Source organism: Hydrogenophaga sp., assembly GCF_965657535.1.
Classification (GTDB): domain Bacteria; phylum Pseudomonadota; class Gammaproteobacteria; order Burkholderiales; family Burkholderiaceae_C; genus Hydrogenophaga.
The window spans coordinates 139840-162952 of sequence record NZ_CBFHOP010000001.1 but is presented as its reverse complement, the minus strand read 5'-3'; the positions used below and the strand labels follow the sequence as shown (position 1 = coordinate 162952).

Here is a 23113-nt window from a genome sequence, read left to right as displayed (position 1 = left end):
GCCGCCTGGCACGCAGGTTGGCCCGCTGCTTGCAATGCACACCGTGTCTACAACTCACGAGGTGTGCCATGTCCGAATTCTTCGATCCCTACAACGCCGACCGTCCCCTGATGATGAAGTGCAGCTGTGGCCGCGACCACACGCTGGCCGACCACCACGCCGAGGTGGCCGCCGACAGCGCGGCCATCGAGCTGCGCCGGCGCAGCGAGACCGCCGAGTTCGAGGCCTACAGCAACGAGTTCATTGAAGCCACGCTGGTGAAGGCGCTGTTTCCGCAAGATGAAGAGCGCCGCCGCTTTCTGCGCGCGGTGGGCAAGGGCACGGCCATGGCGGCCATTGCCAGTGTGTTGCCCGTGGCCAGCATGCAGGCCATGGCGCAGGAAAAAGGCAGCCTGGAAAAAACCAACCTCAAGATCGGCTTCATCCCGATCACCTGCGCCACGCCGCTGATCATGGCGCACCCGCTGGGCTTCTACCAAAAGCAGGGCCTGAATGTGGAAGTCACCAAGACCGCCGGCTGGGCGCTGGTGCGCGACAAGATGATCAACAAGGAATACGACGCCACGCACTTTCTGTCGCCCATGCCGCTGGCCATCAGCCAGGGGCTGGGCAGCAACGCCACGCCCATGAACGTGGCCACGATCCAGAACATCAACGGCCAGGCCATCACGCTGGCGCTGAAACACAAGAACAACCGCGACCCGAAAAACTGGAAAGGTTTCAAGTTCGGCATTCCGTTTGACTATTCGATGCACAACTTCTTGTTGCGCTACTACCTGGCCGAAAACGGCATCAACCCCGACACCGACGTGCAGCTGCGCGTGATTCCGCCGGCCGAAATGGTGGCCAACCTGCGCGCCGGCAACATCGACGGCTTCCTCGGCCCAGACCCGTTCAACCAGCGCGCGGTGTACGACGAAGTGGGTTTCATTCACGTGTTGACCAAAGACCTGTGGAACGGTCACCCTTGCTGCGCGTTTGGCACCAGCACCGAGTTCATCCAGAAAAACCCCAACACGTTTGCGGCGTTGTACCGTGCGGTGCTCACATCGGCCGCCATGGCGCGCGACCCGAAAAACCGCGAACTCATTGCCAAAGTGATCGCGCCCAGCCAGTACCTGAACCAGCCCGAGGCCGTGATCAATCAGGTGCTGACCGGCAAGTTTGCCGACGGCCTGGGCAAGATCCAGAACGTGCCCGACCGCGCCGACTTCGACCCCATGCCCTGGCAGAGCATGGCCGTGTGGATGCTCACGCAGATGAAGCGCTGGGGCTACCTCAAGGGCGACGTGAACTACAAGCAGGTGGCTGAAAAAGTGTTCCTGATCACCGACGCACGCAAGCACATGAAAGACCTGGGCCAGCCGTTTGCAGCCGGCCCCGCTTATGTGAAGCACAAGATCATGGGCAAAGAGTTTGATGCGGCCAAGCCCGAGGAATACCTCAAGAGCTTCGCGATTTCAAAGGCCGCCTGACCATGAAAGTCCTCAGCCTCAACTTGCGCGCGGCGGTGGTCTCGCTGCTGCTGTTCATCTGCTTTGTGGGTGCGTGGCAGCTGGCAACCACCGGCCCTTCCATTGGCGCGGCTTCCACCGGCATGACGGCCGAGGAAATCGAGTACGCCAAGATGATGGGCAAAGACCCGGGGGCTGAAAAGAGCACCGGCTTCCCACCGCCGCTGGAAGTGGCCAAGGCCAGCTGGGTGCACCTGTCCGACCCGTTCTACGACAAAGGGCCGAACGACAAGGGCATTGGCATCCAGCTCGCGCATTCGCTCTGGCGCGTGGGCCTGGGCTTTGCGCTGGCCATGGCGGTGGCCATACCGCTGGGCTTTCTCATCGGCATGTCGCCACTCATGCGCAAGGCGTTTGACCCGTTCGTGCAGGTGCTCAAACCCATCAGTCCGCTGGCCTGGATGCCGCTCGCGCTTTACACGCTGAAAGACTCGGACGTGAGCGGCATCTTCGTCATCTTCATCTGCTCGGTGTGGCCCATGCTCATCAACACCGCGTTTGGCGTGGCGGCGGTCAAGCGCGAGTGGCTGAATGTGGCCAGCACGCTGGAAGTGAACCCGCTGCGCAAAGCGTTTCAGGTGATCCTGCCGGCGGCGGCGCCCACCATCCTCACCGGCATGCGCATCAGCATGGGCATTGCCTGGCTGGTGATCGTGGCCGCCGAGATGCTGGTGGGTGGCACCGGCGTGGGTTATTTTGTGTGGAACGAGTGGAACAACCTCTCGCTCACCAACGTGATCTTTGCCGTGTTGTTGATCGGCGTGGTGGGCATGTTGCTAGACCTCATGTTTGCGCAATTGCAAAAGGCGGTGACCTATGTGGAGTGACGCCAGCGTGCGCGAAAGCGCGGCCCTTTCTGTTCTTGTGAACGCCCCCACTGCAAAGGTTTCTCCGATGTCCGGTTTCCTCAAAGTCGAGCACCTCGCCAAGGCCTACCAGGCCGACAAACCGGTGTTTGCCGACGTGTCCTTCACCATCGACAAGGGCGAGTTCGTCTGCATCATCGGCCACAGCGGCTGCGGCAAAACCACCGTGCTCAACGTGCTGGCCGGGCTCGACACCGCCACCAGCGGCCACTGCTTCATGGACGGTCGCGAGATCGCAGGCCCCAGCCTGGAGCGTGGTGTGGTGTTTCAAAGCCACGCGCTCATGCCCTGGCTCACGGTGCGGCAAAACATCGCCTTTGCCGTCAAGTCGCGCTGGCCCGACTGGGGCAAAGCGGAGGTGGACCGGCAGGTGGAAAAGCACGTGGCCATGGTGGGCCTGAGCCCCGCCATCGACAAGAAACCCAGCCAGCTCTCAGGCGGCATGAAGCAGCGCGTGGGCATTGCGCGCGCCTTCGCCATTCAGCCCAAGATGCTGCTGCTCGACGAGCCCTTTGGCGCGCTGGACGCGCTCACGCGCGGCACCATCCAGGACGAGCTGATGGGCATCGTGCGCGAGACGCACCAGACCGTGTTCATGATCACGCACGACGTGGACGAGGCCATTTTGCTGGCCGACCGCATCTTGCTCATGAGCAACGGCACCGAGACCGACCAAGGCTACAAGCCCGGCGGCATGGCCGAGGTGGTGGTCAACCCGCTGCCGCGCAGTCGCACGCGCGCGCAGCTGCACCATCTTGATGGCTACTACGAACTCAGAAATCACATTGTTGATTTTCTCGTCAGTCGCGCGAAGGCGCATTGACCACCCCCGCCGCGCTGCGCGCGACCTCCTCAAGGGGGCGGCGCTGGCGGCCCGGCAAAGCCGGTTCCGCGGCGCCCCTCGACCGACCTCCCTTCTTTCCACCGTTTCTTCCTTCTGTCTTAACCACCAAGAGGCAACACCATGAGCCGACTCGACGTCACCGAAAAAATCATCACCACCAAAGTCACCAAGGGCCTGAGCTGGGCCGACGTGGCCAAGAAAGTGGGCCAGTCCAAGGAATGGACCACGGCGCTGTGCCTGGGCCAGATGACGGCCACCCCGGCGCAGGCCAAGGTGCTGGGCAAGATCTTCGGCCTGAGTGCCGACGAGCAAAAGTGGCTGATGGTGGTGCCCTACAAAGGCTCTTTGCCCACCAGCGTGCCCACCGACCCGCTGATCTACCGCTTCTACGAACTCATCAGCGTGTACGGCACCACCTTCAAGGAGCTGATCCACGAAGAGTTTGGCGACGGCATCATGAGCGCCATCGACTTCAAGATGGACATGCAGCGCCAGGCCGACCCGAACGGTGACCGCGTGAACATCGTGATGTCGGGCAAGTTCCTTCCGTATAAACAATATTGACCCCCCTGCGCCGCTGACGCGGCTTCCCCCCTGAAGGGGGGACGGCGCACTGTGGCCCGGCGAAGCCGGTTCCACTGCGCCCCTGGGTGAAGATGGCCCACCCCCGCCGCGCTTCGCGCGACCCCCTCAAGGGGGCGGCGCTGGCGGCCGGGCAAAGCCCGTTCCGCAGCGCCCTGGGTTTCGGGCACCTTGCTTCGGACGCTGCTTGGCATTCGACCCCCCTTTTTTCTCTGCTGATCCCTCCATGGAACCTCGTCCACCTTTACCGCCGTTCACGTCCGAGACCGCCGCGCAGAAGGTGCGCATGGCGGAAGACGCCTGGAACACCCGCGACCCTGACCGGGTGGTCAAGGTCTACACCGAAGACACGCGCTGGCGCAACCGCGCGGAGTTTCCGGTGGGCCGCGAGCAGGTGCACGCTTTTCTGGTGCGCAAGTGGGCCAAGGAGTTGGACTACCGGCTCATCAAGGAGCTGTGGGCGTTTGCAGACAACCGAATCGCCGTGCGCTTCGTTTACGAATGGCGCGACGACTCGGGCCAGTGGTTCCGCTCGTTTGGCAACGAAAACTGGCAGTTCAACGCGCTGGGCTACATGGAGCAGCGCCATGCCAGCATCAACGACCGGCCCATCCACGCGAGCGAGCGCCTGTTTCACTGGCCGCTGGGCCCGCGCCCGGCCGAGCACCCGGGGTTGAGCCAGCTGGGGCTTTGACGGGCTTCGCCCGAACGGTAGGGTGGGTTGATCCGCGCGAAAGCCGGCTACCTCACCCCAGGCGGCCCATCTTGCCGCTCTGGTAGTCGGCAAACGCCTGGTGAATCTCGGCTTCGGTGTTCATCACGAAAGGCCCATAGCCCACCACCGGTTCGTCTATGGGCTCACCCGCCAGCCAGAGCAAGGTGGTGTCGGTCACGGCGGTGAGCGTCACACCCTCGCCGCTGCGCTCGTAGACGATCATTTCGGCGTCGCTCGCCTCGGCACCGCCCTGGGTTTTCACACGGCCCTTCAGCACCAGCGGCACGGTGGTGTGGCCCTCGGGCGCGGGCAGCGTCACGGTGTGGCCGGCCTTGATCTGCACGTCCCACACCTGCATGGGCGTGAAGGTGTGGGCCGGGCCTTGGGCGCCCAGCCACTCGCCCGCGATCAGGCGTGCAGTGCCTGCGCCATCGGGCAAGGCCACGGTGGGCGTCTGCGCCACGGTGATGCCCTGGTAGCCGGGTGGCGCCATCTTGTCGTGTGCCGGCAGGTTCACCCACAGCTGCACCATCTGAAACGGCCCACCGCTGCGGGCAAAGGCCTCGCTGTGAAACTCTTCGTGCACGATGCCGGCGGCGGCCGTCATCCACTGCACATCGCCGGGGCCGATGGTGCCGCCCGCGCCGGTGGAATCGCGGTGCGACACCTCGCCGTCGTACACGATGGTCACCGTCTCGAAGCCCCGGTGCGGGTGCGCGCCCACGCCGCGGCGCTTGGTCGTCGCGTCAAACGTGGTCGGGCCGCCGTAGTCGAGCATGAGGAAGGGCGAAAACGCGGCGGCGTTGGCGTTGTATGAAAACAGCGTGCGCACGGGAAAGCCGTCGCCCACCCAATGGCCCTGGGTATTGCGCTGGATAAAAGACACGTTTTTCATGGAAGCTCTCCTGTGGGGCCACGCCGAGTCCGGTCGCTGGCGTTCACCGGCATTGTCTGCTGGCGGGGCTGCGAGCGTGGCCTTCAGGGACAATCCAGCCCATGCGCATTGAACACCTGCGCGAGCGCCTGCGGGCGCTCGGCGCCAACCCCCGCCACCAGCAGCGCGTGCTGCGCCTGTGGAGCCAGGCCCTGCCGCAAACCAGCGGCCGGCGTGAGCTGCAGCATTTTTTGCCCGCCGCCCTGGTGGCCGCGCTGCCCGCCATTGCGCAAGAGCTGGCCGCGCTGGCGACGCTCGAATCGACGCACGCCGGTGACGACGGTTCGGCCCGCCTGCTGGTGCGCCTGGCCGACGGCCAGCTGGCGGAAACCGTGCTGCTGCCGCGGGACGGCGTATGCGTGTCAACCCAGATCGGTTGCGCGGTGGGCTGCGTGTTTTGCATGACCGGCACCACAGGGCTGATCCGCCAGGTGGGCAGCGCCGAGATCGTGGCGCAGGTGGTGCTGGCTCGATGCCAGAGGCCGGTGAAAAAGGTGGTGTTCATGGGCATGGGCGAGCCCGCGCACAACCTGGACAACGTGATGGAAGCCATCGATCTGCTGGGCACCGTGGGCAACATTGGCCACAAAAACCTGGTGTTTTCGACCGTGGGCGACCCGCGCGTGTTTGAAGCGCTGCCGCTGGGCCGCGTGAAGCCCGCGCTGGCGCTGTCGCTGCACACCACCCGCGCCGACCTGCGCGCCCAGCTGCTGCCGCGCGCACCGCGTATGTCGCCTGAAGAGTTGGTGCAAGCCGGCGAGGTTTACGCCCGTGCCACCGACTACCCCATTCAGTACCAGTGGACGCTGCTGGAAGGCATCAACGACACCGACGAAGAAATCGACGGCATCGTGCGCCTGCTCACGGGCAAATACGCCATCCTCAACATGATTCCGTACAACACCGTGCCCGAGCTGCCCTACCAGCGCCCCAGCTGGGAAAAGGCCGCGGCCATGGCCCGCCGCCTGCACCAGCGCGGCATTCTCACCAAGCTGCGCCAGTCGGCCGGGCAGGACGTGGACGGTGGCTGTGGCCAGCTGCGTGCGCGGGCAGAGAAGCCCGCACGCAAGGTGATTGCGCTGCAAGCGGTCTGATGGGCGGTGCGCTGACCGGTTGGCAAACCCATTCCGGCGCCGGTCGCCGGCGGGGTGTGCACCTGGGTTGACGCACATCAGTCTTCTTGGACCGCTCGTGGGCGTAGACTGAAAAGTCTCAGGAAAGGTTGGGTCGTCCATCGACGGTTGGGCCTGCCCGCCCATGTCGTTCACCATCCAAGGAGTGTTTATGACCGCCATGATGAAAGCCGCCGTGTTTGTCGAACCCGGCCGCATCGAGATCACCGACAAGCGCATCCCGGACGTTGGGCCGAACGATGCCCTGGTGCGCATCACCACCACCACCATTTGCGGCACCGATGTGCACATCTTGAAGGGCGAGTACCCCGTGGCCAAGGGCTTGACGGTGGGCCACGAGCCGGTGGGTGTGATCGAAAAACTGGGCAGCGCCGTGCAGGGCTACACCGAAGGCCAGCGCGTGATCGCCGGGGCCATCTGCCCCAACTTCAATTCTTACGCCGCCCAGGACGGGGCGGCTTCGCAAGACGGCAGCTACCTCGTGCCCATGGGCCTGTGCGGTTGCCACGGCTTCAAAGCCACGGCGGGCTGGCGCTTTGGCAACCTGATCGACGGCACCCAGGCCGAATACGTGCTGGTGCCCGACGCCCAGGCCAACCTCGCCCCCATTCCCGATGGTCTCACCGACGAGCAGGTGCTCATGTGCCCGGACATCATGTCCACCGGGTTCAAGGGCGCGGAAAACGCCAACATCCGCATCGGCGACACCGTGGTGGTCTTTGCCCAAGGCCCGATTGGCCTGTGCGCCACCGCTGGCGCCCGCCTGCTGGGTGCCAGCACCATCATCACGGTGGACGGCAACGACCACCGGCTCGGCATTTCGAAGCAACTGGGCGCCGACCTCACGCTCAATTTCAACAAGTGCGACGTGGTCGAAGAGATCATGAAGATCACCGGCGGGCGCGGTGCCGATTCGTCCATTGAAGCGCTCGGCCTGCAGTCCACCTTCGAGTCGGCGCTGCGCGTGCTCAAGCCGGGCGGCACGCTGTCCAGCCTGGGCGTGTATTCAACCGACCTGACCATTCCCCTCTCGGCCTTCGCCGCCGGGCTGGGCGACCACCAGATCAGAACGGCCCTTTGCCCCGGTGGCAAGGAGCGCATGCGCCGGCTGATGAATGTGCTCGCGTCTGGCCGTCTCGATCTGGGCGTCATGGTCACGCACCAGTACAAGCTGGAAAACATCGTCGCCGCCTACGACCTGTTTGCGCACCAGCGCGACGGCGTGCTCAAGATCGCGATCAAGCCGTAAGCGGCTGCCTGCCTAGCGGGTACCCCAGGCGCACGCTGCGGTGGGCGGGTCCGTGTCAGCAGCCGTTGTGCAGCTTCCACATGGCTTCATGGCCGATGGCCTTGGCGAATTCGGGCACCTTGCAGCGTTCGGCTTCGGCGGCGTCAATGGCCGGGGTTGCGCCCACGGCGGGCGCGCTGCTGCCGGCCGGTGTGGTTTGCCACATGGCGGGCGTGGGCATGGCGTTGTCGCTTACCCAGCGGGCGCTGCCCAGCACCGCCACCGCAAAGCCCAGCAGCACAGCGGCCTGCGCGGCGCGGGTGTTGGCGGGCAAGCGTTCGCGGGGCGCCGGGCTGGTTTCGCACACACCGCCGGGGCACAGCTGGGCTTGTTCTTTGTTGAACAGGTTGTAAACCTTGCAGCCAATGCAAATGCCAAAGGCCGACTCAAAAAACATAAACACCAGGCACAGGCCACACACCAGCATGTTGACCGGCCCAATGACCTGCTGCACCACCAGCAGCCAGAACATGCTCAGGCCCAGCGCCAGGCCCATGCCCCAGGCAAAGCGCTTTTGGGGCGCGCCCACCCACTCGGGTTGCTGGTGGCGCACCACCCACTGACCCAGCCTGTAAACCGGCGCCAGCTGCGGGTTGACGAACAGGCGCAGCGCAAATTCAATGACAAAGGCCACCACAAACACCCGTGTGGGCTGGAAGTTGCCCAGCAAAAACGCGTGCATGAAGGCGATCAGCGCCACCGCAAACAAAACGCCAGCGCTGGCGCGCACCGCCCGTTCGTTGAGCACGGGTACGGCAAATTCGGGGCGGGTCTGACCAAACTGAAAAAGGGACATGGTGGGTTGCGGTTGGAAGCGGATCAAGGAAAGACAGGCTGAAAAATCCCAGCGCGGGGCACCAAACATGCCCCACTGGGTTGCGCAGTATTCATCAGGTGCACCCTCTGCACCTATGATCAAAATCATATGAAAGCCCTAACCACCGAGGCCTTTGCCGGCTCAGCGCCCGTGTTGCCGCCCGACCTGGCCGCGCTGCTGCCTCCGGCCTTGCACCCGCTGTGCAGCGCTTTGGACCCGGTGCGGGGCTCGCGCTTGTTTGCCACCGGCGCCCGCCCGGCGCATCTGTTTTTCATTCAACGCGGCGAAGCGGTGCTGGAGCGCCCCGGCCTGCACGGCGAAGTGGTGGTGTTGCAGCGCACACGGCGCGGTTTCATTGGCGAGGCCAGCCTGCAGTTTGAGCGCTACCACTGCGACGCCCGGGTGCTCACCGACGCCCACATCACCCGCGTGCCGGTGCCAGCCGTGCGCGCGGCGCTGGCCAGCGACCCGGCCTTTGCCTCGCGCTGGATCGGCATGCTCAACCGCGAAGTGCGCCGCCTGCGGCTGCAGTGCGAGCGGCTGGTGCTGCACCGCGTGCAAGACCGGGTGCTGCACCTGCTGGCCACCGAAGGCGAAGCAGGGCGCTACCCGGTGCCGGGCGGCCTGAAGTCGCTCGCCGCCGAACTCGGTGTGACGCACGAGGCGCTGTACCGCGCACTCGCGGCCCTAGAGCTGGCTGGCCGCGTAGCGCGTGAGGACGGGGTGCTGCGGTTGCTGCCGGTCGCCTGAACGGAGGCAACGCCGGTGGCTTTTTTCGCCGGGGGTACGCATGCCAACAACGCTGGTCAACGAAGCAACACCTTGAGCGGTGCGCCGCTCAATGCAGCGTCAGCGGATGCGTGGTCGTCTTCACGCGCACCACCGCTGGCCGGGTCTCGTAGGGCACGGGGGCTGCGCCGGTGATGGCGGCGGCGATGCTGCGGGCCTGCCGGGCAATGGGTTCGATGAAGCGGCTGGCCTGGCCGTTGACGGTGATGCAGTCGCCCAGCGCGTGGATGCGCTCCACGCTGGTGCGCAGGCCTTGGGGCTCCACCGCAATGCCGTTGTGCCAGGCCAGGGCGGCGCTTTGTGCCAGGCGCGGCGGGGTGGCCAGGCCGGCGGCGGCGATCACCTGGTCGGCGGCAAAGCGCTGGCCGCAGGCGGTGGTGACGCGGTAGCGTGCGCCCAGCTTTTCCACGCTGGCTACCTGCACACCGCCTTTGAATTGGATGGGCAGGTCTTGCCATGCGGCCAGCAGCGGTGTGCCGGCTTGCTCGCCGGGCCAGCGCGCCAGCGGCTGTGCCATCACGTCCAGCAATGTGACGCGGTGGCCGCCCAGGGCGAGGTCGTTGGCGAGTTCGCTGCCAATCAGGCCGGCGCCCACGATCACCACGTCTTTCGCTGAATCGCCCAGCGCGGCGCGCAGCCGCTGGTAAGCGCCCAGGTGGTTGATGCGCCAGCACAGCGCGGCGGGCAGCGCCGGGGGCAGGGCGGCTTGCGCGCCGTGGGCCAGCACCAGGTGGTCGTAGCGCAGCGTGCCGCGTGTGGTGCGCAGCGTGCGGGTGTCGGTGCAGATGCGCACGGCGTCGGTGTGGGCCAGCAGGCGCAGCTTGAGGCGGCGCGCGGCATCCGCACCGGTTTCTTTCACCAGCCGGGTCAGGTCCAGCTGCCGCGCCATGGCAATGGACAGCATGGGCTTGTCGTACACGTCGGCGGCGCAAGCGCTCACGAGCGTGATGGGCAGTGCTGCGTCCAGCGCGCGCAGCGCTTCGGCCACTTGCCAGCCGGCTCGGCCGCCCCCCACGATCACCACACCCGCCTGGTGGCGCGTGGCTGCGTTCCACACCGGCACGTGGCGGCTGGCCTGCGCGCGCAGGGCTTCGATGCTGGGGGCCTCGTACAACGCAAAGTCGTTTTTGGTGACGCCGCACAGCGGGCAATACCAGTCGTCGGGAATGTCTTCGAACCTCGTGCCGGCGGCCAGGCCGCTGTCGGCATCGCCCACGGCTTCGTCGTAGATGTAGCCGCAGGCGTCGCAAATGTATTGGCGAAACGGTTGGCCGGCGGCCTTGGGCAGCACGGGGGCGGCCAACGGCAGGTCGCGCACCTCGCCGAAGATGTGGGACAGGGCGCTCATACCGGCATCTCCTCGGCCGACAGCCGCGCAATCTCTTTGCGCAGGTGTTTGATGGCCGGCGTGACGATGGCCACAAAGTGCGACTCGCGCACGCGGCGCTGCACGTCCGAGCTCATGAGGTAGCCGCGTGCGCCCTGGTGCATCAGGGCCGACTGCGCGGCGCGCAGACACAGCTCGGCGCCGTGGGCGCGAGCGTCCAGCACGTCAATGAAAAATGCGGTGCTGCCGTCAAACGGCGTCTCGGCCATCTTCATCACGCGCTCGGTGAGCGCGTCCAGCTCGGCCTGCAGCGCGTCGGGCCGGTCTTCCAGAAACTGGTTCACATGGCCCAGCTGCGCCTCCACCGCCCACATGCTGTCGATGGCGCCCTGCGTCACGCCCACCGCCATGCCGCATTGCAGCATCACAAAGGCTGCGCGGATGCGGGCAATGGTGGGTTTGGCCGGGTCGGCAATCAGCTCGCCCGCGCCCACAAAGTAATCTTTCAGGTGCAGCGCCCAGGTGCCCGTGCCTTCCATCGCCGAAAAGCTGGGGCAGTCGCGCATCGTCACGCCCGGCGCGTCGCAGCGCAGCAAAAACATCACCTCTTTGCCCAGGCTCTGGCCATCGGCCTCCACCGCCGCAATGGCGCCGCAGCAGTGGTCGGGCCCCAGGTTGCTCACCCAGGGCAACGTGCCGTTCACCAGGTAGCCGCCCTCCACCGGCGTGGCTTTCAGCAGCAGGCTTTCAATCTGCGCGTAGCTCTTCATCGGGTTGGACAGCGCCGTGCCGCCCAGCCGCGCGCCGCTGGCCATTTGCATCAGCGCGTCGCCCGTGAGCGCCGGGTTGCCCGACTGCTCCAGATACAGCCCGCACACCGCCTGGCACCACATCATGAAGCCGGTGGCGCCGCACACACGCGAGGCCTCGGCCATGGCGCGTATGGCCAGGCCGTAGTCGCCCCGGCCTGCGGGGGCCGCCAGGTGCGCGCTCATGGCGCCGGCTGCCGCCAGCTGCTGCAACACCGCGCGCGGGTAGTGGCCTTCGCGGTCAATGCCCTCCACCTGTTCGGCCAGCGGGCCTTGGGCAATAGCGCGCACGGCGGCCAGCAGGTTGTGCTCAGTGGGGGTGGCGAGTTCGGGTGGCAGGTCGGCGGGGTTCATGGCGGGTCCAGGGGTGGTGTTGCGTTCACGCCCTCTCCCGCTCGCGGGAGAGGGCCGGGGTGAGGGTGGCTCAGGCCATGGAAATCTCGAACGGAATCGGGTTGCGCATGCTGTTGGCCACCGGCGAATAAAAGTTGGCGTGCTGCACGATCTCGTCCAGCACCTCGCGGCTCGCGTCGCCTTCCACCAGCACCTTCACGCGAATGGCCTGAAAGCCCATTTCAGGCGGCGTTTTCTCCAGCGCGCCACCCGCGCCCCAGGCAGCCGGGTTGCCAATGTCACCTTCCATGAACACCTCGAGCTTGCTCAGCTTCACGCCCTTCCAGGTGGCCACGGCCGTCACGCCCACGGCAATGCAGCCGCCCAGGCCCGACAGCACAATCTCGCCCGGCGCCGGCGCCGTGTCTTCGCCAAACAGGTGCAGCGGCTCGTCCACCACCACCGGCGCGTGGTTGCCCACATAGCTCAGCGAGCGGTACTGGCCCTCCATCACGGTGTGCACCTTGTTCGTGCCCCGGCTGGCCGGGTTGGCCTGGCCCTTGGCGGCAAACGTGGCCAGGCCTGTGCCGTCAATCGGGCGCAAATACGCCTTCACGGTGGACACAGCGGCGGTGGGTTCGAGCAGTTCGGTAGAAGACATAAAGGTTTCCAAGGTGGACAGGGTTGGGGAAAAGGGAAGGGAGAAGAAAAGAAGCAGGTTCAGGCCGCCATCGCCAGCGCAGGTTGTTTGCTGGCCTTTGCCACCGGCAGCCCGGTTTCAATCGGCAAGCGCTCGTCGCGCGACCACTCGTTCCACGAACCAAAGTACATGCGCACATCAGAAAAGCCCGCCTGCTTCAGCGCCAGAAATGTGTTGGAAGCCCGTGCCCCCTTGAAGCAATACAGGTACACCGTGTCGTCCGGCGCAATGCCGGCGGTAGCGCATTCCGCGCGCACCTCATCCGGCGTTTTGAACACCGGGCCCTGGCCCGAAGGCTTCATGAAGCGGTACCACTCCACCCACTTCGCGCCCGGCAGGCGGCCCTTGCGCGGCGCAAAGTCTTTGCCGTAGGGGCTGGAGCTGTCGCCAATCCACTCGTCCACGTCGCGCACGTCCAGCAACACCGTGCCCGTGCCCAGCGCGGCCAACACATCGGCCTGTGTCAGCATCACGTCGGCCATAGGCCGCTCGGGGAACGTGGCCGGTGTGGGCGTGGCCACTTCGGTAGACACGGGCAGGCCGGCCGCCTTCCAGGCCGAAAAGCCACCGTTGAGCACCTTGATCTTGGGGTAGCCCAGCCAGGTCAGCAGGTAGTAGCCCCGGCAAGACTGGCCGTAGCCGCTGTCCATCGCGTCTTCGTAAAACACCGCCGTCTCCGCCCCCGAAAGCCCCGCTGCGCCCAGCGCCTGCGCAAACGTGGCCTTCAATTCGTTCAAGCCCTCCGGCGTGGACGTGGCCAAAAACGTGAAAACCTCCCGCAAATTCACCGCGCCCGGAATGTGCCCAGCGGCAAAGGTGTCCGCGTCGCGGGTGTCAATCAGCACCACCGGCTCGGTGGCTTGCAGCGCAGCGAGTTGGGCGGGCGCGATCAGGGTGGCGTCAATGCTCATAGCAAAAAGTCCTCTCGTGAAGGTCGGCAGGCGGGATGGCCTGCAAGCTTCATTGCAAAGGACGTGCCAGGACGGCGCGCAGTGGCGGTGCTGCGTGCAAGTAATTGATTTGTTTGGAGTTTTTTGCCTTTTCGCCGTGCTGCGCTAGCGGGTGGCGGCGCTGGTCATCGCCACTGTGTCGACATTGTGTTGACACAGTGGCGATTGGCGATTGGCGATTGGCGATTGGCGATTGCGACTGGGGCAGGGTGTGGGGGCTGGCGGGATCCAGGGCAGGCCTCGACCCCAGAGCAGGCGCCCGCTCCGCCCGCATTCAAACCCCATCCGGCGCATCGAACAACAAAGCCATGCCGGAGGCCGTCGCAGGCTTCAGGTATCTGCTGTGCGTGACGGGCTGGCCCCGAGAAATCTTTGGGCCTCGTTCTCGATATCGATGGCTCGGGAGAAGTGATGAAGTCCTACCTCGTTCAGCGCGCGCTTAAAGCGAGCGGCCACCTCGGGTTTTAGCGATGCCAGCTTTTGGGCGACTCGCTTTGACTCTGACTCCAGCGCTTCAGACTCGACAACACGCCAGATGAGCCCCCACGATTGCGCGTCGTTCGCAGAGAACTCTTCGCCAAGCAGCATGAGTGCTTTGGCCCGTGCAACACCCGCATAGGCAGGAAGAGTCGCTATCAGACCTCCCGTCACGAACACACCCATGGATGCCTCGGGCAACTTGAAACGAGCGCTGGATGCAGCCACCACCACATCTGCGTTGAGCATCCACTCCAGGCCGGCGCCAACGGTCCAGCCATGAACGGCCACAACGACAGGCTTTGACAAGCTGACGATGGCTTTTGCAACCGCTTGGACCGAAGTCAAATCCTCTTCCGTCGGGGCGGCGGATATGTCCCGTCCCGCGCAGAAGGCTCTGCCATTGCCTCTGAGCAACACAACGCGCACGGATGTGTCGTCGTTCGCTGCGTGCAACGCTTTGAGCAGTTCGTTAGAGAGCTCGTTGTCAATCGCGTTGAGCTTCTCAGGCCGGTTCATCGACAAGATCATGGTCCCGTCATGGATTTCGCAGAAGAGTTTGGGGTTGGTCATACCCGTTGATTGTGTTCTCCCCCTGTTATTGCAAGATCGTTCCGATCAGGAGGCGCAAAACGTGTCTTTCGCGACCAACGGGGTTCGTCGGCACTGTCCGCTCCAAGCCGATTCCGGCCATCGGACCCCGCGCAGCGCCGTCACCGACCATGCGCCTGCTCCAGACACCGAAACTCCCGGTCCCGCTGGTTCGGTGGCGGACGGTTACCCGGGGATCTGGGGCACGCCCTAGAATGAGCCGTTTCAACCGATGAGTTTCACATGACCACTGCCAAGAAGCCAACCGCATTCAACCGTGCCCTCACCCCCAGCGCCGAGCTGGCCGCTGTGATCGGTGCAACGCCGCAACCCCGCACCGAAGTGGTGAAGCTCATGTGGGAATACATCAAGGCCAACAATCTGCAGAACCCGAAGAACAAGCGGAACATCTTGGCAGACGCCAAGCTCAAGGCTGTGTTCGGCAAAGATGAAGTCACCATGTTCGAAATGACCGGGCTGGTGGGCAAGCACCTCAGCTAACCCGCCCCGGCGCCTGGGCCCGGCGCCGTGCGGTGAGCCTGCAGGGCTCATGCGCACGGGCAGCAACGGCAGCGCCTACCCCACGCGACGGGCCGCACCTGGCCGTAGCCGTTGCCTCAATCCAGGGGCTTCCGCCGTCGCTCACACCCCCTCACCGCAAACCCGCCTTGCGCAGCCGGTAGGCAAACTGCCGCAGCGTGAGCCCCAGGCTTTGCGCTGCGCGCGACTGGTTGCCGTGGTGCTGCGCCAGGGCTTCTTGCAGCGTTTGCGGGCTGTGTGAGCCGGCGCTTTGGTAGTCGCGCACCAGGCCGGCCGGTGCAGATGAAGGCTGGGCCAAGGGCGCTGCGCCGGGTGCGTGGCGCAGGTCCGGTGCCAGGGCTTCGGGCATGAAGCGTTCCAGCGCAGCGGCGTTCACCAAGGTGTGGTCGGCCAGCAGCACAAGGCGCTCAATCAGGTTGCCCAGCTCCCGTATGTTGCCGGGCCAGTCGTGGGCTTCCAGCCGGGCCAGCGCGTCGGGTGCCAGGTACACGTTGCGCTGGTGGGCCTGGTTGGCGCGGCTCACAAAATGCAGCGCCAGGGCGCGCACGTCTTCGCGGCGTTCGCGCAGGCTGGGCAGGCGTATGGGGATGACGTTGAGCCGGTAATACAGGTCTTGCCGGAATCGGCCGGCTTGCACTTCGCGGGCCAGGTCGCGGTTGGTGGCGGCCACCAGCCGCACGTCGATGCGCAGTTCGCGCTGGCCGCCCAGGCGCACCAGCGTGCCTTCTTGCAGGGTGCGCAGCAGCTTGCTTTGCATGGCCAGGGGCAGCTCGCCCATTTCGTCCAGAAAAATGGTGCCGCCGTTGGCCTGCTCAAACCAGCCGGGGCGCGCGCTGTGGGCGCCGGTGAAGGCGCCGCGCTCGTGGCCAAACAGTTCGCTCTCAAACAGCGTTTCGGGGATGGCCGAGCAGTTGACCTTGATGAAAGGCTGGGCGTGCCGGCCGCTGGCCAGGTGCACGGCGCGGGCAAACAGCTCCTTGCCAGTGCCCGATTCGCCCAGCAGCAGCACCGTGGCTTGCGATTGCGACACGCGCTCCAGCTCGCCCAGCGCCTGCAAGAGCGCGGGCGAGCGGCCAATGAGGCCGTAGCGGGCGGTGTGGGTGTCGAGCGCGCGGGTCAGCACGGCGTTGCGGGCTTGCAGCTGGCGGGTTTGCTCGGCCACCAGCTGTTCCAGCTGCAGCAGCTGGCCGGCCAGCGTGGCCAGCAGGCGCAGCACGGCCAGGTCGTCGTTCAGGTGGCGCTGGCGGCTGCGTATGCGGTGGCAGGCCAGCACGCCCACCGTGGCGCCGTTGATGTCAATGGGCAGCGCTATGTAGGCCACGGTTTGCGGCGGCAGCTCGGCCCGGGCCACGGTACGAAACAAAAACAGCGGCTCGGCGTCCACGTCTTGCGTGATGGCGGGCAGCCCGGTGGCCAACACCCGCCCGGTGATGCCTTCGCCCCAGCGAAACACGCCTCGCGCCGCTTCGTCGGCGGTGAGACCGTAGGCGTGGCGCACCGAAGCCGTGCGCGGCTGGCCGGGCAATACCTCGTCGGCCAGCACCATGCGGCCCCGGTTCAGGCCCAGCAGCTCGCTCATCAAGTGCAGCATTTCGCGCAGCACAAACGCCGGCGCCAGGCTCCGGCCCACCAGCTTCATCACCTCGCGCATGAGCAGGAGTTCCTGGGTCGGCCAGTCGGTGGCGGTGGTGGTGCCGGTGTCGGCAATGGGGTGGTGCGGTGGCATGGGCGTGGGGCGTTGCGAATGCTGCAAGCAAACATCGCACCAGCCGCGCGTTGAACCACGGCAAAGCAGGCTTTAAAACCCTGCCATCACATCAAAGAAGGCTTTCACACGCGCGAGGCAGGCGCTTGCAAATCATCCGTTTTGCTGGCTGTTGGGGCTGCTGGCCAGGCTTCGTTGAGAGGGTGGTGCGACCACCTCACGCAAAACAGGCCCAGGCAGATCTGCTCGGCCGCTGAACCTGGCCAGGAGCGCTCACGCCCACCACCCACGCGCCGCCGGGTCCATGCCTTAAAATTGCGCCCTCTCAAGGAGCGCTGCAGCGCGCCATCCACCGGATGCGTGTCAGGCTTGAGACACCGGGCGTCCACCGCCCCGCGGGCCCGCCCGCCCCCAACGGCGCTCACCAGTTTCAGTCTGCAACCCTGGTGAGCCTCATGTCCGTTGTTTCTGCCCCTTCCGCATCTTCTGCTGTTTCCGCTTCGTCCGTGGCCGTGCCGCCCATGCTGCTGTCCGGCCTGGAGCCGCTGCGCATCGCTGAAGGCAGCCTGTTCGTCAACGTGGGCGAACGGACCAACGTGACCGGCTCCAAGGCCTTCGCCCGCATGATTTTGAACGGCGAGTACGAGCAGGCCTTGGCCGTGGCGCGCCAGCAGGTGGAAAACGGCGCGCAGATCATCGACATCAACATGGACGAGGCCATGCTCGACAGCCAGGCCGCGATGGTGAAGTTCCTCAACCTGATCGCAGGTGAGCCCGACATTGCGCGCGTGCCGGTGATGGTGGACAGCTCCAAGTGGGACGTGATCGAGGCCGGCCTGCGCTGCGTGCAGGGCAAGGGCGTCGTCAACTCCATCAGCATGAAAGAGGGCGTGGACGAGTTCAAGCGCCAGGCCGGGCTGGTGAAGCGCTACGGCGCTGCGGCCGTGGTGATGGCCTTTGACGAAAAAGGCCAGGCCGACACCTACGAGCGCAAGATCGAGATCTGCGAACGCGCCTACCGGGTGCTGGTGGACGAGGTGGGTTTCCCACCCGAAGACATCATCTTCGACCCCAACATCTTTGCCATCGCCACCGGCATTGAAGAGCACAACAACTACGCGGTCGATTTCATCAACGCTACGCGCTGGATCAAAGCCAACCTGCCCGGCGCCAAGGTGAGCGGCGGTGTGTCCAACGTGTCGTTCAGCTTCCGGGGCAACGACCCGGTGCGCGAAGCCATCCACACCGTGTTCCTGTACCACGCCATCCAGGCGGGCATGGACATGGGCATCGTCAACGCGGGCATGGTGGGCGTGTACGACGAGCTGGAGCCCGAGCTGCGCGAGCGGGTGGAAGACGTGGTGCTGAACCGCCGCGCCGACGCCGGCGAGCGGCTGGTGGAAGTGGCCGAAAACGCCAAGGGCGCGGCCAAGGACGACAGCAAGAAGAACGAATGGCGCGGCCTGCCCATTCGCGAGCGGCTGAGCCACGCGCTGGTGCGTGGCATGAACGGGTTCATCACCGAAGACACCGAAGAAATGTGGCGCCTGATCGAGGCCGATGGCGGGCGCCCGCTGAACGTGATTGAAGGCCCGCTCATGGACGGCATGAACGTGGTGGGCGACCTGTTTGGCCAGGGCAAGATGTTTCTGCCGCAGGTGGTGAAGAGCGCGCGCGTGATGAAGCAGGCGGTGGCCCACCTGCTGCCTTACATCGAAGCCGAAAAACTGGCGCAAGCCGCGGCCGGTGAAGACGTGAAAACCAAAGGCAAGATCGTGATTGCCACGGTAAAAGGCGACGTGCACGACATCGGCAAAAACATCGTCACCGTGGTGCTCCAGTGCAACAACTTCGAGGTGGTGAACATGGGCGTGATGGTGCCCTGCCACGAGATCCTGGCGATGGCGAAGAAAGAGGGCGCCGACATCGTGGGCCTCTCGGGCCTGATCACGCCCAGCCTGGAAGAAATGCAGTACGTGGCCAGTGAGATGGAGAAGGACGCGCACTTCCGCGACGCGCAGATTCCGCTGCTGATTGGTGGCGCCACCTGCAGCCGCGTGCACACCGCCGTGAAGATCGCGCCGCACTACAGCGGCCCGGTGGTGTATGTGCCCGACGCCTCGCGCAGTGTGAGCGTGGCGCAGGGTTTGCTGAGCGACCAGGCGGCCCAATACATTGCCGACTTGAACGCCGACTACGACAAGGTGCGCACGCAGCACGCCAACAAAAAGCAGGTGCCGCTGTGGCCGCTGGCCCAGGCGCGTGCCAACAAGACCACCATCGACTGGGCCGCGTTCCAAGCGCCGAAGCCGAAGTTCATTGGCAAGCGGCAGTTCAAAAACTTCGACCTCGCCGAGATCGCAAAGTACATCGATTGGGCACCGTTCTTCCAGACCTGGGATCTGGCCGGCCCGTACCCCGCCATCTTGCAAGACGAGGTGGTGGGTGAGCAGGCCCGCAAGGTGTTTGCCGACGCGCAGGCCATGCTGAAAAAGATCATCGAAGGCCGCTGGCTCAGCGCCAACGGTGTGATTGGCTTGTACCCAGCCAACACCGCGCGCGACGACGATATTGAGCTGTACACGGACGAAACACGCAGCCAGGTGGCGCTGACCTGGCACGGCCTGCGCCAGCAGACCGAGAAGCAGGAGGCGGATGGCGTGATGCGCCCCAGCCGCTGCCTGGCCGACTTTGTGGCGCCCAAGGGCGTGGCCAACGACTATGTGGGCTTGTTCGCCGTGACCGCTGGGCTGGGCGCCGAGAAGAAAGAAAAGCAGTTTCTCGACGCGCACGACGACTACAACGCGATCCTGTTCAAGGCCCTGGCCGACCGGCTGGCCGAGTCCTTTGCCGAGTGCCTGCACCACCGCGTGCGCACCGACCTGTGGGGCTACGCGGCCGACGAGGCACTGAGCAATGAAGAGCTGATCAAAGAAAAGTACCAGGGCATCCGCCCTGCGCCGGGTTACCCGGCCTGCCCGGACCACTCGGTCAAGCGCGCGATGTTTGCGCTGCTGCAGTGCGACGACATTGGCATGGGCCTGACCGAAAGCCTGGCCATGACACCAGCCGCCAGCGTGAGCGGCTTCTACCTGGCGCACCCCGAAAGCACCTACTTCAACGTGGGCAAACTCGGTGAAGACCAGGTGCAAGACCTGGCCGCGCGCAGCGGCGTGGCGGTGGCCGAACTCAAGCGCTGGCTGGGCACCAACCTTTGAGCCCTATGTGGGCCACCAGCCGGTGTTCATCGCCGGCGGGCACGCTCAACACCTCGTCACCCGCGTTGGCCGTTTCCACGCACACGAAGCGCTGGTAGGCCTCGTCGGGCAGATCGGCCATGCCGGCAGCCAAGGCCGCCCCTGGGTTCCACACCACGGCGGTGCGGGTGCCTTCAGAACGGATGCCGATGGTGCGTTGCAGCGCCGCGTCTTCAACCGCCAGCTCGGGGGGCACCTCGGTGTATATGCGGTCCACCTCGGAGGTGAAACGCACCGCACCCGTTTGCTGCTTCACCGCACCGCCTGCGCTGGCGGCGTTGTCGGTGTAATGGCAGCCGTGCAGCCCGGTCACGGTGGTTTGTGCAATGTCGCCCACCGTGAAATAACTGTGCAGCGCCTGCGTGATCTCAAACGGCGCATTGCCCGTGTTGCGCGTGGTCAGCGCCAGCCGCAGCGTGGTACCCACGGTGATCTGCAACGTCAGCTCGAACGCATGCGGCCATATGGCCTGCGTCTCGGGCGTGTCCACCAGGCCGAGCGTGACCTGTGTGTCGCCCGCTGGCGTGGTGCCCGTGCGCAGCACCGACCACAGCCGGATGCGCGCAAAACCGTGGTTTGGCCGCCCAAGGCCTTTCGGGTCGTGCCCAAACCACGGCCAGCACACCGGCACACCACCGCGAATGGCCTTGCCGGCATCAAAACTTGCCTGTTCACTGAGGAACAGCACATCGGCCTCTGCACCTACCGGCCGGTACGCTAGCACCTGCCCACCATACAAAGACACCACCGCTGCGGCGTGCGCGTTGCGCACCTGCACACAGGGCAGGCCGCCCGGTCCGGCGGCAAAGCTGAGGTGGTGGGCCAGCGCGTACGCTCCGTTCAGGCCTTGGAGCGTCATGGGCGACTCAGTTGGGTGCGAGCTGCTGGTGTTCATGGGTTTGTTGACCACTCTTGGGCGCGGCCTTGGGTGGCCGCGCCCTGTCTATTTGCCACCCCGGCCCGCCGTTTTCCAGTAGCCGAACTCGCTTTCGTGCACATCAATATCCAGTTCTTGCACGCGCGCCAGCAGCCGGTCTTGCGCGTCGGCCACGGCCCGGTTGTAAACGCTGGGGCCGATTTCTTTCAAAAAGAAATTCAGCAAACCCCCCGCAGCCACGTTGCCAATGGGCTCGTCCATGTGTTCGCGGAAATAGCGTTCAATGGATGCGATGGCCTGCTGGCGGCCTTCTTTGGGGAGTTCGATGGGCATGGGCTGGGGATTTCTGTCAAAAGGTGGCCAGTATCGCGCCCCGGTCCATCAGGCGCCCTGGCGCAGTGCCCTTCGGTATTGCACCGCCTCGGCCACATGCGCCACACCCACCGCCTCGGCTCCGGCCAGGTCGGCAATGGTGCGCGCCACGCGCAGCGCGCGGTGCGTGCTGCGGGCGCTCCAGCCCAGGCGGCCGGCAGCGGTGTTGAGAAACTTCAGGGCGGCGGGTTCGGGGTGCACGTTTTCGTCCAGTGCCTGCCCGGCCAGCGCCTGGTTGGGCTGGCCCTGGCGGGTGTGGGCGCGTTCGCGGGCTGCCTGTACACGCTCGCGCACGGTGTCGCTCGGCTCGCCTGCGACGCCGTGCAGCAGGTCGTCGGCGGGCAGGGCGGGCACTTCCACGTGCAGGTCGATGCGGTCGAGCAGCGGGCCGCTGAGCTTGCTCTGGTAGCGGTTGATCTGGTCGGGCGTGCAGCGGCAGGCCTTGGTGGGGTGGCCCAGGAAGCCGCAGGGGCAGGGGTTCATGGCAGCGATGAGCTGAAAGCGGGCCGGAAATTCGCTTTGCATGGCGGCGCGCGAAATGCGGATGTGGCCGCTTTCCAGCGGCTCGCGCAGCGCTTCCAGAGCGGTTCGGGGGAATTCCGGCAGCTCATCAAGAAAGAGCACGCCGTGGTGCGCCAGCGAAATTTCACCCGGACGCGGCGGTGAGCCGCCACCCACCAGGGCCACGGCGCTGGCGGTGTGGTGGGGTGCGCAGGTGGGGCGCTGGCCCCAGCGCTCCAGGCTGAAACGCCCTGCCAGCGAGGCCACGGCGGCCGATTCGAGCGCTTCTTGCGTGCTCATGGGCGGCAGCAGGCCAGCAAAGCGCTGCGCGAGCATGCTTTTGCCCGAGCCGGGCGGGCCCATCATCAGCAAGCTGTGACCACCGGCGGCAGCAATTTCCAGGGCGCGTTTGGCGGCCACTTGGCCTTTCACGTCGGCCAGGTCGGCGTAGCTGGGCGCCTGGCCGAGCTGTGTGGGTGCCAGGCGCACCCAGCCGCCGTCGTCGGGTGGGGCTTCGCCCGGGGCGTTGGCGTTTTCGGGCAGAAAGTGGGCCACCACGTCGAGCAGGTGGCGGGCGCGGTGCACCTGGGCTTGCGGTACCAGAGCGGCTTCTTCGGCGCTGCCGGGTGGCAGCACCAGCCGGGTTTGTGCGTTGGCTTCTGAGGCGACGGTGCGGTGCAGCGCCAGGCTCATGGCCAGCGCGCCGCGCACCGGGCGCAGTTCACCGCCCAGCGACAGCTCGCCGGCGAATTCCCAGCCGGCCAGCCGCGCGGCGTCGATCTGGCCACTGGCGGCCAGGATGCCCACGGCAATGGGCAGGTCAAACCGGCCCGAGTCTTTGGGCAGGTCGGCCGGCGCCAGGTTCACCGTGATGCGTTTGTTGGACGGGAATTCGAGCCCCGAATTGGCAATGGCCGAGCGCACGCGTTCGCGCGCTTCTTTCACCTCGGTGTCGGCCAGGCCCACCAGCGTGAAGCTGGGCAGCCCGTTCGCCAGATGGACTTCAACCTGGACTGGCCGCGCTTCGAGACCCTGCAGCGCCCGGCTGTGTACCAGCGACAGACTCATGTGAATTGCTCCCTGTTTTGGTGCATTGCCCCCGGTGAGCCGCACCGATCACCCGTTGCTTGAGTTGCACTGTTTTGGTGCGCACGTCTGTGGTGTGACACCCGCCGAGCGTGGCAAAGAGCTT

The 23113-nt window shown here is 65.6% G+C and carries 21 protein-coding genes and 1 riboswitch; of the genes, 10 read left to right on the top strand and 11 right to left on the bottom strand.

Features of this window, described 5'->3' with window-relative positions:
* Window positions 1-68: 68 nt before the first annotated feature.
* The 5 genes from ACTG4K_RS00890 (at window position 69) to ACTG4K_RS00870 (ending at window position 4500) form a co-directional block, all read left to right on the top strand.
* Window positions 69-1475 carry a CmpA/NrtA family ABC transporter substrate-binding protein gene (locus ACTG4K_RS00890; protein ID WP_439112309.1) on the top strand — a complete coding sequence of 469 codons (1407 nt, stop codon included), beginning with the start codon at window positions 69-71 and terminating at the stop codon, window positions 1473-1475.
* A 2-nt stretch (window positions 1476-1477) separates the two neighbouring features.
* A complete protein-coding gene (ntrB, locus tag ACTG4K_RS00885; RefSeq protein WP_439112308.1) occupies window positions 1478-2341 on the top strand; it encodes a nitrate ABC transporter permease in 864 nt (287 codons plus the stop codon).
* Complete coding sequence (locus ACTG4K_RS00880) at window positions 2331-3203, top strand: ABC transporter ATP-binding protein (RefSeq protein ID WP_439112307.1); 873 nt, start codon at window positions 2331-2333, stop codon at window positions 3201-3203. The genes ntrB and ACTG4K_RS00880 overlap by 11 nt, the downstream gene beginning before the upstream one ends.
* 141 nt (window positions 3204-3344) lie before the next feature.
* Window positions 3345-3788, top strand: coding sequence for a cyanase (gene cynS, locus ACTG4K_RS00875; protein WP_439112306.1), 444 nt, complete (start codon window positions 3345-3347; stop codon window positions 3786-3788).
* 244 nt (window positions 3789-4032) lie between these two features.
* Entirely contained in the window at window positions 4033-4500 is a 468-nt protein-coding gene (locus ACTG4K_RS00870; protein WP_439112305.1) for a DUF1348 family protein, read from the top strand.
* A 52-nt stretch (window positions 4501-4552) separates the two neighbouring features.
* On the opposite strand, the gene ACTG4K_RS00865 is transcribed toward ACTG4K_RS00870, so the two are convergent.
* A complete protein-coding gene (locus tag ACTG4K_RS00865) occupies window positions 4553-5416 on the bottom strand; it encodes a pirin family protein (protein WP_439112304.1) in 864 nt (287 codons plus the stop codon).
* A 101-nt stretch (window positions 5417-5517) separates the two neighbouring features.
* Here ACTG4K_RS00865 and ACTG4K_RS00860 point away from each other — a divergent pair, with 101 nt between their 5' ends.
* Window positions 5518-6549, top strand: a complete 1032-nt coding sequence (locus ACTG4K_RS00860) for an RNA methyltransferase (protein WP_439112303.1) — start codon at window positions 5518-5520, stop codon at window positions 6547-6549.
* A gap of 190 nt (window positions 6550-6739) precedes the next feature.
* Entirely contained in the window at window positions 6740-7837 is a 1098-nt protein-coding gene (locus ACTG4K_RS00855) for an NAD(P)-dependent alcohol dehydrogenase (protein ID WP_439112302.1), read from the top strand.
* 55 nt (window positions 7838-7892) lie between these two features.
* Here the strand turns inward: ACTG4K_RS00855 and ACTG4K_RS00850 are convergent, their stop codons facing one another.
* Window positions 7893-8672: a DUF4395 domain-containing protein gene (locus ACTG4K_RS00850; protein ID WP_439112301.1), complete on the bottom strand. Its 780-nt coding sequence runs from the start codon at window positions 8670-8672 to the stop codon at window positions 7893-7895.
* 129 nt (window positions 8673-8801) lie between these two features.
* Between ACTG4K_RS00850 and ACTG4K_RS00845 the strand changes: the two genes are divergently transcribed.
* Entirely contained in the window at window positions 8802-9443 is a 642-nt protein-coding gene (locus tag ACTG4K_RS00845) for a Crp/Fnr family transcriptional regulator (RefSeq protein WP_439112300.1), read from the top strand.
* Window positions 9444-9531: 88 nt separating this feature from the next.
* On the opposite strand, the gene ACTG4K_RS00840 is transcribed toward ACTG4K_RS00845, so the two are convergent.
* The 5 genes from ACTG4K_RS00840 to ACTG4K_RS00820 all read right to left on the bottom strand — a co-directional run bounded on the left by ACTG4K_RS00840 (window position 9532) and on the right by ACTG4K_RS00820 (window position 14651).
* On the bottom strand, window positions 9532-10830 hold the full coding sequence (locus tag ACTG4K_RS00840) for an FAD-dependent oxidoreductase (protein WP_439112299.1): 1299 nt from the start codon (window positions 10828-10830) through the stop codon (window positions 9532-9534).
* Window positions 10827-11972 (bottom strand): acyl-CoA dehydrogenase family protein, encoded by a 1146-nt coding sequence (locus tag ACTG4K_RS00835; protein ID WP_439112298.1) that lies wholly within the window; start codon window positions 11970-11972, stop codon window positions 10827-10829. Before ACTG4K_RS00835 ends, ACTG4K_RS00840 begins: the two co-directional genes overlap by 4 nt.
* A gap of 70 nt (window positions 11973-12042) precedes the next feature.
* The gene (locus ACTG4K_RS00830) at window positions 12043-12612 is read right to left on the bottom strand and encodes an OsmC family protein (RefSeq protein WP_439112297.1); all 570 of its coding nucleotides are present in this window, start codon (window positions 12610-12612) and stop codon (window positions 12043-12045) included.
* A 59-nt stretch (window positions 12613-12671) separates the two neighbouring features.
* Entirely contained in the window at window positions 12672-13562 is an 891-nt protein-coding gene (locus ACTG4K_RS00825) for a sulfurtransferase (protein WP_439112296.1), read from the bottom strand.
* A gap of 369 nt (window positions 13563-13931) precedes the next feature.
* Window positions 13932-14651 carry an enoyl-CoA hydratase/isomerase family protein gene (locus ACTG4K_RS00820; protein WP_439112295.1) on the bottom strand — a complete coding sequence of 240 codons (720 nt, stop codon included), beginning with the start codon at window positions 14649-14651 and terminating at the stop codon, window positions 13932-13934.
* A gap of 261 nt (window positions 14652-14912) precedes the next feature.
* Between ACTG4K_RS00820 and ACTG4K_RS00815 the strand changes: the two genes are divergently transcribed.
* Entirely contained in the window at window positions 14913-15170 is a 258-nt protein-coding gene (locus ACTG4K_RS00815) for an SWIB/MDM2 domain-containing protein (RefSeq protein ID WP_439112294.1), read from the top strand.
* 151 nt (window positions 15171-15321) lie between these two features.
* Here ACTG4K_RS00815 and ACTG4K_RS00810 read toward each other — a convergent pair whose 3' ends face one another.
* Window positions 15322-16935 (bottom strand): sigma 54-interacting transcriptional regulator, encoded by a 1614-nt coding sequence (locus ACTG4K_RS00810; protein ID WP_439112293.1) that lies wholly within the window; start codon window positions 16933-16935, stop codon window positions 15322-15324.
* Window positions 16936-17235: 300 nt separating this feature from the next.
* A riboswitch (S-adenosyl-L-homocysteine riboswitch) is annotated at window positions 17236-17344 on the top strand.
* 91 nt (window positions 17345-17435) lie between these two features.
* Between ACTG4K_RS00810 and metH the strand changes: the two genes are divergently transcribed.
* Window positions 17436-20132, top strand: a complete 2697-nt coding sequence (gene metH, locus ACTG4K_RS00805; protein WP_439112647.1) for a methionine synthase — start codon at window positions 17436-17438, stop codon at window positions 20130-20132.
* On the opposite strand, the gene ACTG4K_RS00800 is transcribed toward metH, so the two are convergent.
* The 3 genes from ACTG4K_RS00800 to ACTG4K_RS00790 all read right to left on the bottom strand — a co-directional run bounded on the left by ACTG4K_RS00800 (window position 20104) and on the right by ACTG4K_RS00790 (window position 22989).
* Entirely contained in the window at window positions 20104-21030 is a 927-nt protein-coding gene (locus ACTG4K_RS00800) for a D-hexose-6-phosphate mutarotase (protein ID WP_439112292.1), read from the bottom strand. The two genes, metH and ACTG4K_RS00800, sit on opposite strands and share 29 nt — an antisense overlap.
* Window positions 21031-21114: 84 nt before the next feature.
* Window positions 21115-21381 carry a DUF2164 domain-containing protein gene (locus ACTG4K_RS00795; protein ID WP_439112291.1) on the bottom strand — a complete coding sequence of 89 codons (267 nt, stop codon included), beginning with the start codon at window positions 21379-21381 and terminating at the stop codon, window positions 21115-21117.
* 48 nt (window positions 21382-21429) lie between these two features.
* Window positions 21430-22989, bottom strand: a complete 1560-nt coding sequence (locus tag ACTG4K_RS00790) for a YifB family Mg chelatase-like AAA ATPase (RefSeq protein WP_439112290.1) — start codon at window positions 22987-22989, stop codon at window positions 21430-21432.
* Window positions 22990-23113 lie beyond the last annotated feature (124 nt).